Source organism: Streptomyces sp. NPDC054956, assembly GCF_053609185.1.
This window is the reverse complement of record NZ_JBSGXB010000004.1, coordinates 28,823-39,035: the sequence shown is the minus strand read 5'-3', so window position 1 is coordinate 39,035 and position 10,213 is coordinate 28,823. Positions and strand designations below refer to the sequence as shown.

16 protein-coding genes are annotated in these 10,213 nt (G+C 69.3%); all 16 read right to left on the bottom strand.

Annotated features, from left to right (window positions below):
* Window positions 1–45 precede the first annotated feature (45 nt).
* Window positions 46–393, bottom strand: coding sequence for a hypothetical protein (locus ACWGDE_RS01565; protein ID WP_453386927.1), 348 nt, complete (start codon window positions 391–393; stop codon window positions 46–48).
* The gene (locus ACWGDE_RS01560) at window positions 390–644 is read right to left on the bottom strand and encodes a hypothetical protein (RefSeq protein ID WP_453386926.1); all 255 of its coding nucleotides are present in this window, start codon (window positions 642–644) and stop codon (window positions 390–392) included. The genes ACWGDE_RS01565 and ACWGDE_RS01560 overlap by 4 nt, the downstream gene beginning before the upstream one ends.
* Complete coding sequence (locus ACWGDE_RS01555; protein WP_453386925.1) at window positions 641–2,062, bottom strand: DNA-methyltransferase; 1,422 nt, start codon at window positions 2,060–2,062, stop codon at window positions 641–643. Before ACWGDE_RS01555 ends, ACWGDE_RS01560 begins: the two co-directional genes overlap by 4 nt.
* Window positions 2,059–2,229, bottom strand: coding sequence for a hypothetical protein (locus ACWGDE_RS01550; RefSeq protein ID WP_453386924.1), 171 nt, complete (start codon window positions 2,227–2,229; stop codon window positions 2,059–2,061). Before ACWGDE_RS01550 ends, ACWGDE_RS01555 begins: the two co-directional genes overlap by 4 nt.
* Complete coding sequence (locus ACWGDE_RS01545) at window positions 2,226–2,555, bottom strand: hypothetical protein (protein WP_453386923.1); 330 nt, start codon at window positions 2,553–2,555, stop codon at window positions 2,226–2,228. The genes ACWGDE_RS01550 and ACWGDE_RS01545 overlap by 4 nt, the downstream gene beginning before the upstream one ends.
* Complete coding sequence (locus ACWGDE_RS01540; protein WP_453386922.1) at window positions 2,552–3,319, bottom strand: ATP-binding protein; 768 nt, start codon at window positions 3,317–3,319, stop codon at window positions 2,552–2,554. The genes ACWGDE_RS01545 and ACWGDE_RS01540 overlap by 4 nt, the downstream gene beginning before the upstream one ends.
* A complete protein-coding gene (locus tag ACWGDE_RS01535) occupies window positions 3,319–4,221 on the bottom strand; it encodes a hypothetical protein (RefSeq protein ID WP_453386921.1) in 903 nt (300 codons plus the stop codon). The genes ACWGDE_RS01540 and ACWGDE_RS01535 overlap by 1 nt, the downstream gene beginning before the upstream one ends.
* Window positions 4,222–4,261: 40 nt before the next feature.
* On the bottom strand, window positions 4,262–5,947 hold the full coding sequence (locus ACWGDE_RS01530; RefSeq protein ID WP_453386920.1) for a DNA cytosine methyltransferase: 1,686 nt from the start codon (window positions 5,945–5,947) through the stop codon (window positions 4,262–4,264).
* Window positions 5,947–6,777, bottom strand: coding sequence for a hypothetical protein (locus ACWGDE_RS01525; RefSeq protein WP_453386919.1), 831 nt, complete (start codon window positions 6,775–6,777; stop codon window positions 5,947–5,949). The genes ACWGDE_RS01530 and ACWGDE_RS01525 overlap by 1 nt, the downstream gene beginning before the upstream one ends.
* On the bottom strand, window positions 6,774–7,082 hold the full coding sequence (locus tag ACWGDE_RS01520) for a hypothetical protein (protein WP_453386918.1): 309 nt from the start codon (window positions 7,080–7,082) through the stop codon (window positions 6,774–6,776). Before ACWGDE_RS01520 ends, ACWGDE_RS01525 begins: the two co-directional genes overlap by 4 nt.
* Entirely contained in the window at window positions 7,079–7,414 is a 336-nt protein-coding gene (locus ACWGDE_RS01515; RefSeq protein ID WP_453386917.1) for a hypothetical protein, read from the bottom strand. Before ACWGDE_RS01515 ends, ACWGDE_RS01520 begins: the two co-directional genes overlap by 4 nt.
* Entirely contained in the window at window positions 7,411–7,719 is a 309-nt protein-coding gene (locus tag ACWGDE_RS01510; protein WP_453386916.1) for a hypothetical protein, read from the bottom strand. The genes ACWGDE_RS01515 and ACWGDE_RS01510 overlap by 4 nt, the downstream gene beginning before the upstream one ends.
* A complete protein-coding gene (locus ACWGDE_RS01505) occupies window positions 7,716–8,054 on the bottom strand; it encodes a hypothetical protein (protein ID WP_453386915.1) in 339 nt (112 codons plus the stop codon). Before ACWGDE_RS01505 ends, ACWGDE_RS01510 begins: the two co-directional genes overlap by 4 nt.
* A gap of 71 nt (window positions 8,055–8,125) precedes the next feature.
* Window positions 8,126–9,091, bottom strand: coding sequence for an AAA family ATPase (locus ACWGDE_RS01500; RefSeq protein ID WP_453386914.1), 966 nt, complete (start codon window positions 9,089–9,091; stop codon window positions 8,126–8,128).
* An 8-nt stretch (window positions 9,092–9,099) separates the two neighbouring features.
* Window positions 9,100–9,954, bottom strand: coding sequence for a YqaJ viral recombinase family nuclease (locus ACWGDE_RS01495; protein ID WP_453386913.1), 855 nt, complete (start codon window positions 9,952–9,954; stop codon window positions 9,100–9,102).
* Window positions 9,951–10,196, bottom strand: coding sequence for a hypothetical protein (locus ACWGDE_RS01490; RefSeq protein WP_453386912.1), 246 nt, complete (start codon window positions 10,194–10,196; stop codon window positions 9,951–9,953). Before ACWGDE_RS01490 ends, ACWGDE_RS01495 begins: the two co-directional genes overlap by 4 nt.
* Window positions 10,197–10,213: the final 17 nt, after the last annotated feature.

Genomic DNA, 10,213 nt, shown 5'->3' with positions numbered 1-10,213 from the left:
TCGGGGTGTCCGGCCGGCTGCATAGCCCGCGGCTGGCCGTTCGCGTCACGGGGTGGGGGCGGCCAGGCGCCGAAGCTCGGCCACAGCGTCGAACCAGCAGCAGTCGCCAGGGCTGCACGTGGGGCCACCCTTGGCCTCGAGCTGCTCGGCCGCGCGTAGCAGGACCGCGGCCTCGAACTGCTCCTGCGCCGCCTGGATCCGTCGGGCGTAGTCGCGGACGCCCTCCTGAATCGCGTTGATGGAGAAGTAGCCGCCGGTCTTGGAGTCGAACAGCGGCGCGTACCGGTGGTGGCCGTGGACAGCCAGCTGGTACAGCTCGCCCTGGGCCACGTTGTAGGCCACCTGCGCGTCGGTGGGTGGCGCCTCTTCGTCGCAGTCGGGCTGGTCGGTCATGTCGTGGCCTTTCGGGTTCGGTGGGTGCGGTAGACGGCGGCGGCGAGGTCGGCGTAGTGCTGGGCTTGTTCGGCGGCGCGTGGCGGGCAGCGGTGTGGGTTGGGGCATTGGGGCAGGTCGTCCCAGTAGGTCGCGGTGTCAGCGGGGATCGGCTGGCGGCACCACTGGCAGGTGACCGTGACGGCGGGTCGGGGGCCGCCGAAGGATCCGTCGGGCCACTCCTCCGCCAACAGGCGCTGCAGCGGGCTCATGACGCGTCGCCGAACAGGACGGGCTCGATGGCCTTGCTGAGTCGGACCCGGCACAGCTCGGCGTGGGCAGCCTCCCGCTCGATGCCGACGGCCTGGAACCCCTCGATCGCCGCGGCCTCGAGGGTGGTGCCGGAGCCGGCGAACGGGTCGAGGACTATGCCGCCGGGCGGGGTGACGAGGCGGATCAGCCACCTCATCAGGGCGAGCGGCTTCACTGTGGCGTGGGCAGTGCCATCGGCGAGGCGGGGACGTTCCGATGCAGGGGCCTTGGCCTCATACCGGAAGGCGGGGAAGAAGCGGGCCTCGGCGCCAAGGCTCGGCACAGGGCATCCGGGCGCGCACTGGGTCGAGCAGTCCGGGTGGTGGCCAAGGAGGATGTTCGTGGGCCACCGGCCGGCTTCATGCGTGCTGTCTGCCCGCGCGCCGGTCCAGTCGCCGAGGGTGTCGCCGTTGCGGTTGCTGGCGATGCCGACAACCGACGCGCACTTGTCTCGGTAGTCCTGCCCGCCCTCGGTGCGGCAGGCGTCGACGTTGAGGGCACCCGTGCCGTGAAGTAGGACGTTCGCAACGGTGGACTCGTAGCCGGTGGACTTCCGTGCGACCACGATGGGTTCGTGTGCTGGCTTGAGATTGGTGTTCCAGCCCTGCCACTGACGGGCCGCATCGGAAGCGGGCGCCGTAACCGGGATGGAGCCGTCTGCCGCACGCCCCGTCGTTCCGCTGAGGAAAACGCTGGTGGCCCCGCTGGCCAGCCCGGAGTGTCTGCGACCGATCACCTCACGCTGCGCCCAATCGTCGCTGAGGTTGCCCTTCCTGGCGTTCAGAGCTGCAACTAGGTCGCGGATGCCGGCATCGTCGAAGCCGAGCTCCTCCCGCAGCCGATCCCACTGCTCAGGCTGCGGAATGATCGCCGCCTTGCCCTGGGTCGTCCAGAGCCCAGCCATACCGCTGAATCCCCAAAGGGCGTCAACCTGACGGTTGGTCCAGCCTGCCGCGTCTCGGGCCGCCGCAAGCCAGGCAGTCACCTGCAGGACCTGCGCCCGGTCGTCGCGGTGCCGGTCGATGGATTTGGCGATGTCCTGGCCTTTGGGGAAGCCGCTGCCATAGATCCAGTGGATGCTGTCGCGGATCTCGAAGCCGGCGTCTTCGATGGCGACGGTCATGCGGTGGTAGGTGCGGGTGGCGCCGAAGGCGAGGAGATGGCCGCCGGGCTTGAGGACCCGCCAGCAGTGACGCCAGACCTCGGTGTTGTAGGCGATCCCGGAGGCGTCCCAGGCCTTGCCCATGAAGCCGAGCTCGTAGGGCGGGTCGGTGATGATCGCGTCGATGCTGGCGGTCGCGATGGTCGGCAGGACGTCGAGGCAGTCGCCGAGGTGGAGAGTGATGCCGTCGGCGGCGTAGTACGGCTCGGCGGTCATGCGACTTCTCCTTGGGCTTCGGTGTAGCGAGCGGCGTGGACGGGGCTGCTGTCGGGGCGTTGGATGCCGTCGTCGTGGCAGGGGGTGCCGGGTGCGGTCTGGCAGGTGGTGCAGACGGCGGTGGCGGTGGCGTGGGCGGCTTCCTCGGCGTGCTCGGTGCGGGTCATGCGGCTTCCTCCAGTTCGACGGTCTGCGGACGGCCGTGGCGGCGTTCGGCTTCGGCGACCAGTTCGAGGAGGGCTCGCCGTGATGGGTCGGTGTTGATGGCCTGGTTCCAGGTGGCCGGGGGGATGAAGCCGTTCCAGGTCTCGGGCCGGCTGAACCGGAAGGGCTTGTCGGTGAGGCGGGCTGCGAGGTCGGGGTGCTTGAGGACGAGGGCTCGGCGGTGGGCTGCGACGCGGCGGGCGTCTTGCATGTGGGCCTTGATGAAGGCGCCGAGGTCGCCGTCTTCGCGCATGGCGCGGGTGTCGTCGAGGCTGAGGGGCTCGGTCATGCGGCACGTCCTTTGCGGAGGTCGTCGCCGCGGAGGATGACGCGTTCGCACATTTCGGTGAGCCTTGAGGCGACGCGGTCGCCGAGGAGGTCTTTCATCTGGCCGGGCGGCACGTTGCTGGTGATCATGGTGGGGAGGCATTGCTCATACCGGTGGTTGACGATCCGGTAGGTGATCTCCTCGGTCCATTCGGTGGCCTTCGCTGCGGCGAGGTCGTCGATGAAAAGGAGGCCAGCGCCGCTGTACGAGGCGAGGGCTGCGTCGGGGTCGGGGCTGCCTTTGGGGCGGAGGGTGGCGTACATGTCGACGGCGGTGATGGCGCGCCAGCGGCAGGCGAGGGCGGATCCGGATTGGGCGATGGCGCGGAGGGTGCCCCAGGCGAGGTGGGTTTTGCCGGTGCCGGTGGGTCCGATGAGCAGGAGGCTGGGTTCGGTCTCGGGGTTGGCGATGACGCGGCGGACCCAGTCGGCGGTGCGGACGTCGGGCTGGACGGCGGCGTAGCGGCGGGGCACGGTTTCGATGAACCGCTTGCTGCCGGCTTCGGCGAGGCGGCGTTGTTCGCCGGCGATTTCGTCGTGGAGCCATTGGCGTTCGGCTGGTTCGAGGCCGGAGGCGGGGAGTTCGCCTTTGTAGTGGGCTTTGATGCGGGCTACGCCGTCGTCGTCGCCGAAGTAGTCGGCGGGGTGTGGGTAGTGGGCGGGCGGGGCGGTGAGGCCGAGGGCCTGCCAGTCGATGTGGGGCCGGTTGGGTCGGTTGCTGGTCATCAGATCAAGTCCTCGTCCCATACGGAGTCGTCGGTGGGGTTTTGGAAGGGGCGCGAGCCGTCGCCGGAGACGGCGCGGAGCTGGGGGCGGGTCGACTCCACGGGTTCGTCGTCGTAGCAGCCCTTGTTCAGCCAGGTCGCCGGGTGCTTTGTGAACTTGGGGTCTTGGTCTCGACGCTCTCGGGCGTATGCCTGGGCGCCGTCGACCATTCGCTTGGGGTCGGCTCCGCGCTCGATGGCGGCGATCCACGCCTTCTTGGCGTCTTCGTAGGCCTTCTTGAGCGGGTAGTTGGACCAGAAGGCGCCGAAGGCCTCGAGGTGGTGGTTCTTCTGCTGGCCGGTCTTGGCGCCCGCCCGAGGGGTCGGACGGCTGACAGCGGCGGGAGAAGAGTCTTTATCTACCTGAGGGGGTGAGGGGGTTGAGGAGAAGGGGGTAGCCCCGGCTCCTTGTGAGTGAGCCCCGGCTCCTTCTGAATGAGCCCCGGCTACCCCTTTACCGCCTGAAGGGGTAGCCCCTGCTACCCCTAGGGGTAGCCCCTGCTCATTCGGAGTGAGCCCCGGCTCCCCCTTGGGGAGGGAAGGGGTAGCGGTGGCTACCCCTTCGAAGGGGGGGACCCGGAACGTGACGCGATGGCCGGGGACCGCGTACAGAACGCGTCCGTCCTTGCCCTTACCGATCGGCACTCGGAACTCCCAGCCGTTCACGGCCAGCCGCTTGAGAGCGTTGCGGACGACGATGGCGTCCTTCGCTCCGGTCCAGCGAGCCAAGTCGTCGAGGCTGGCCCAGCTCTCCCGGGTGGCCTCGTTGGCGTCGTCGGCGATCTCGAGGGCCACGGCGCGCTGCAGGCCGGTGATGTCCGGTCCGAGCACTTCCCGCAGCTGGCGGCGAAGCTCGTAGCCCATGCGTCGTCTTCTCTCTGGCTGGTGCGGGTAAAGGGGACGGCTAGGCCGCGGCGGCGAGCTCTGGGCCGCTGTCCTGGCGGGTGTGGATGACGGCTCGGAGTCGAGCTCCGATCCAGGCGCCGACCTGCGGGGATACGGCGTTGCCGAAGCCATCGACCTGGTTTCGGGCAGAGCCCCAGACGATGAAGGTGCCGCTGTAGTCGCTGAAGTCGACGTCGAAGCCGCAGCCGCGGCCGACCTCGTGGGCGGCCATCATCCGGAAGTAGCAGTCCTCGAGCGGGAGGTCCCTGAGCGCGGCCCGCCACTGGGCCATGAGCAGTGCCGTGGTGTCGCGGGCGGTGAGGGTGCCGAGGGGGTGGGTGAGTGGATGCGGCGCCGTCTCGTTGCCCGTGGGCCCGTTCTGCTTGAACCAGCCGGCGGCAGTGAGCAGGCCCGGAATCTGATCCGAGGTGACTGTCGGCATGGCCTGGCTGTGCATCGCGGCGAGGGTGTTCTTCCGGAACGGGACGACCCCGGACGACACGACGGCCAGCGTCTCCGAGCCGACCTGGGTGGGCAGCGGGCTCGCGGCGCTGCGCGGGCCACCCTGGTAGTTGTCCACCGCGATGGCGAGCGGGGGAACGAACAGGCTGGCAGGGCCGGTCGACAGGATTGACGTCTCCTGCTGGCTGGTCTGCGTCGCCATCGGCTGCCACGGATGCCGCTCGGAACCGTGTACGGACTTCGCTGGCATGAGGACCGCGGGGAATTGGGCGAACCTCTGGCGGCAGCGCTCCGCACGGGCCATCGTCGCGGGTGCGAGTGGCTTCACACGGTCACCGATACGGGTCCCGAGGTCGGTCAGGTCGAGTGCTGCCAGGGACGGCGTCATGGGCGGGACGACCGGGCGGCGGCAACTGGGGCACCGGTACTCGTACTGCTTGCCGTAGCGCACGGATCCGGTCGGCGGGACCCCGGTGCGCCACGTCCACACCGCTTCGACGTCCTTGTCGCAGTGCTGGCAGTGCGTGGCCGGCCGGTGCTCGAGGTCGGGGGCGGGCAGGGCCTTGTCCCAGAACGCGATGTACAGCCGGTCTCGGGACTGCGGTACGCCGAAGAACTGCGAGTTGAGGTACAGGATCTTGTGCCGGTAGTTGAGGAGGTCGAACTGCTTGAGCCACCACCGGTAGGTGGTGCCGTCTCCGACCTTGGCGCGGCCCTGGACCGCGGGCCCCCACGAGGTGAGTTCGGTGGTGCACTCGACGAGGATCAGCCGCGGGTGGTGCTGGGCGGCGTAGTGCAGCACGCAGTTCGCGGTGGCCCGGTCGCGCTCGGACTTGGTGACCCGCGCCTCGTAGTCGGGGTCGTCATAGTCGAACAGCGTCGCGCCCTGCTCATAGGCCTTGATGGTGTTGGCCTGGGAGTGGTTGACGCAGCTCACGCCAGCGACGAGGAGGTCGGCCGCGGGGAGGTCGCGGGCGGAGTGGTAGTCCGCCGCCTCGGGGTCGACCAGGTCGGCGATCCAGTGCTCGGCGTCGGGGTGGTTCGCCTCGTGGACTTCGACTTTGTAGCTGTTGTGGTTCGCGGCCATGATCGTGGTGAACCCGGCCATCTCGATGCCTCGGGTCAGACCACCGAAGCCGGAGAACAGGTCGACGGCGACGAGGTCGTCGTGGCGGAAGTTGCGGCGCCTGACGGCCGGCCGGTGCGTGGCGGTGCGGGCCTTCTGGTTAGCTCCGGTGGACATCAGGCGGCCTTTCGCATGTCGGTGGGGCCGAGGACGCGGTCGACGTAGGACTTGTCCTTGCCGAGGCGGGCGGCGGCCTGGGTGCGGGTGAGGCCGGCGACGGTGACGAGGAAGGTGGCTTCTTCGGCGAGGAGGTCGGCTTTGGTGCGGCCGTACTCGGAGGTGAAGTGCGGGTCGTCGATGGCGCCCGGGAACTTCGCCCAGTACTTCGGGGGCGCCCAGCGCAGGCCGGAAGCGCGACGCCGTGCACGGTTGGCGCTGACCTTGCTGACGCCGTGGCGCTCCGGGTTGCTGGCCGCGAGCCGTTCGTATGCCAGGCGGACCGAGTGGGCGGTCTGGCCGCTGGTGACGTCCTTCTTGAGGAGGTCGTCGACCCATGACGGATGGATGCCGATGACCGGGCCGATCCTGGCCAGCGGCCATCCGAGGGCGGCAAGGGCCTGGATGCGGCGATGGGTGCCGGTTGCGTCGACGGTCGCCGGGAGGATCTCGGTGGTGGTGACGGCCAGGATGCGGGCAGCGGTCTCCGGCTTGGTGCGGCGCTTGCGGGGGCGGCCGGGGCCTGCCGGTCGGACGAAGGAGATGATGCTGGCGGGGTGGCAGCCGAGGTGCTTGGCGAGCTTGGTGGTGCTGATGCCGGCGGCTTGCAGTCGCAGGATGTGCTGCCGGACGGGCTCGGCGTCGATCAGGTTGTCGTAGGTGTTGCCGCGCTTCGCGGCGTGGTGTCGTCGCTGCCATTCGTTGTAGCCGTCGTAGCAGGTGCGGCACTTGCAGCCGTGCCACTTGTGGCGGCTGAGGCTTCCGTGGGGCGGGAGCGGCTTGGTGGTCACTGGTCTTCCTCCGTCCGGCGGGTCTTGCGGGTCTGGTGGGGGATGTCGTGCGGGGTGATGTTCCAGATGGCGAGGCAGGTGGTGAGGTCGAGGGCTGCCTTGGCTTTGGCCAGGTCGCGGCGGACGTCGTCCTCGTTGCGGCGGGCGGCGTCGTATGCGGTCTGCTGCCAGCGGTCGAGCTCGAGGTTCTCTTCGCGGCGGGCCCGGATGCTGCGGTCGAGGAGCCAGCAGAGGATCCGGTAGGCGACGTACACGGCCGCGCAGATCACGGCCACGGTGACCGCGGCGGCCTCCCCGGGGCTCACGCGGCCCTCCCGCTGCGTGCGGCGCGGGTGCCGCGCCAGACTTTGACGACGGAGTGGTTGCCGCCGGGCCGTTCGGTCTCGTCGAAGGCGACGTGCTGTATCAGCCCGTCCTCAGCGAGGCGGTGGATGAAGGAGCCCCAGTGCGTCTTGGGGAGCGGCGGGTCCTTGAGGTTGCGCTCGTCGGCGATCTCGTAGGAGGTGAACCGGCGGCCGCTCCGGGCTATCTCTACGAAGACGGGTCGGACGTCCTCGACCCAGGTCTGGTAGCTGCTGGCTCGGGGTCGGGCCGGCGGGGGGATGGTGCCGTCGAGGGCGGGCTGGATGGAGGTCATGACGCGGACTCCTCTGCCATGGCGAGGTCGTTCAGGGCGGCGATGATGCGGGCGAAGGCGTCGAGTTGGCCGACGAGGTCCGCGGCGTGGCCGATGCAGGACCGGCACCAGGTCAGTCCGTCCGGCGGCTGGGTGGGCAGCGGGTCGAGGATCACGGCGGGGCTGTGGGTGACGCCCCACCCGGGGGTCCCGCAGAGGGCCTGGCGTCCGGCGAATCCGCCGTCTTCACGCATTACGTGGAGTCGGCGTACCTGCTTGGCCCTGCGGCCGGTGACGGCGCTGTAGCCGCGGTAGAAGGCCCTCATGCCGATCGCTCTTCGGTGGCCTGGGCGATGGCCTCGCAGGTCGCCGCGTCAGCAGCGGCAGCCGACTCACGGCGCTCGATGCTCCGGCTGTTCGTTTCGCAGATCTGACGCATCGTCTCGGCGTCGGCGTTGATGCCCGAGTCGTTTTCCTCGAGCTCCTTCTCGGCGCCCCAACAGCGAACGCAGAGGAGGGGCTGCTTGTCTCGCATGCACCAGCGGCAGGAGTACATGGCCGCGCCGAGGTGTCCGTGGTCGGGTTCGTAGAGGAAGAGGGGCCGCTGCTGGTGGCAGTGGTCGCAGTAGGCTTCGAAGGGCTGGAGGGGCTTCGGGTCCATAGCGGTGTCCTCTCGGATCTGGTCTGCTTGGGGTGGGCGGCTCTCGATTCGGACGAGAGCCGCCCGAACTGCTACTGCTGCTTGGCGGCCTTGAGGGCGGTGCCGCGCATCCGGATGTAGTCGCCGAGGCTGGTCGGCTGGCCGGTCTCGGGGTGCATGATCGGGGTGGCGAGGGCGCTGGCGGCTTCGACGACGCGGTAGAGGGCGACCAGGCCGCCCGGGGTGGCGTTCTCGGCGCTGGCCTCGTCGATCCAGGCGTTGATGTCGGTCTCCTTGGCGCCGGCCCGCAGCCACTCGAGGTAGGGCTTGGCGATGTCCGTGGCCCCGTCGGGGCGGTCGAGCTCCAGGCCGCGGAAGGCGGGGCAGCGGCTCTTGATGAAGCGGAGCTGGTTGTCGACGTTCATCTCGGCTGCGACGCCAAACTCGAACTCGATGTCCTTGCGCTGCTGGGCCTTCATCCCCATGTCCACGGGCGCCTTCTGGCCGCGCTCGTTCTCGACGAGGACCCACTTGCGGGAGGACCGCATCGTGGCGACGACGTGACCGGGGTAGGCCATGAGGGCCTCGATCATTTCGTTCTGCAGGTTGCCGCCGGGCCCCCAGCCGGCGAAGGTGTTCCCGCCGAACTTGGCCTTGGCGAACTTCTCCACCTGGTCGAGGGTGCCGTCAGTGCCCTTCCAGTAGTGGCTGAGCGAGTCGACCATCGCAACGGGGTACTTGGCGGCCCCCGCCGCGGCAAGCGCTTTGATCAGGTCCCGGGGGTCGTAGCGGTGCATGGGAAGGGTGTCGAACTGGGCGTCGATGTCATTGACGTACAGGGCAGCGGCCCCGCGCTCGGTGTCGATGACCGCGAACCGCTGGCCCTCGGCAAGGCCTGCGGCGATCTGGAGACCAGTCCACGTCTTCCCGGACCCGGAAGGGCCCTGGAGAGACAGGCGTGCCTTCTGGCCGTCCTTCGTGGCGGGTCGGAAGACGAACGGACCGTCGTCGTACTCGTTGCTGACCGTCTGGCCGTTGTTGCCCTGGAAGCGGGACATGGTGGCTCCTATCGGGCGGGCTGGAGGGCGATGGTGGTGCCGTCTTCGCGGGCGGTGCGGTAGGCGATCCGCTGGTCGCCGATTACGGCGTTGCGGCCGTTGCCGAGGGCGTCGAGGAGGAGGGACTTGACCTCCGTGTACTCGGCGTCCGCGGCCTTCGAGTACTCGCGGCGGGACACGTACAGCTCCGCGAGGTCCGGGGGGATCTCGACGTCGATCACGTCGTAGCGGTCGGGCTGGACGCGGATCGTGTTGTAGGTGATCTCGCTGTCGTCGATGGCCGGCCGCTGTCCGTTGAGGACCGTTGCGAGGAAGTCCTCTGCGGCCTGCCGCATGGTCGCTGCGTCGTCGGCGTCGTACTCGATGACGTACTCGCGGTAGTCGTGGCCGGCGATCAGGACCGCGACGTGGCAGACGTCCAGCCCGAGGGTGTCGAGCTGCCACTGGGCCTGGCAGTAGTAGTGGAGAGGCACCCCCTCGTCCCATTCGTTGGCGACGGGGCTGGTCTTGATTTCGACGAGCTCGCGGCCGAGGAGGTCGGGAGTGGCGCGCTGCCACGGCCGGTCCTGGTGGCGCCAGGTTCCGGTGGGGGCGAGCACCATCTCGGGGTGTTCGTCGGCGAACTTGGTGCCGACCGCGGGCTCCAGACGGTTACCCCACTCGATCTGCGGGGTGACAACGAACGGGGGCACTCGGAGCCCTGACTTCTTGTGCCAGAGCTTGAAGCGGTTCGACCACGGCGAGCAGCCCATCACTGCGGCGATCTCGGTGGCTGTGATGCACAGGCCGGCGCGGGCTGCGTCCCACTCTGGGGTGCCGGGGGTGAAGGTCCCCAAGAGGACGCCGGTCGGGGTGGCGGTCACGCGACGGCCTGCCCGTTCGCGATGGCCTGCAGCTTAGAGATGCCGTCCCTGTCGTACTGGGCGAGCCGTACCGCCTCGACCTCGGCGGGGAAGGCTTCGGCCAGGCGGGCCATGTTCTGAAGGTCGGCCCCGGCGATCAGCTCGAGGAGCTGTTGGCCGAACCGGCCGGGGGTGATACCCCCGCGGCCGAAGTGGGCGAGGACGTGGCGGGCGGTCTCGGCGGGGATGACGGAATGAGACATGTGAACCTCACGAGGGT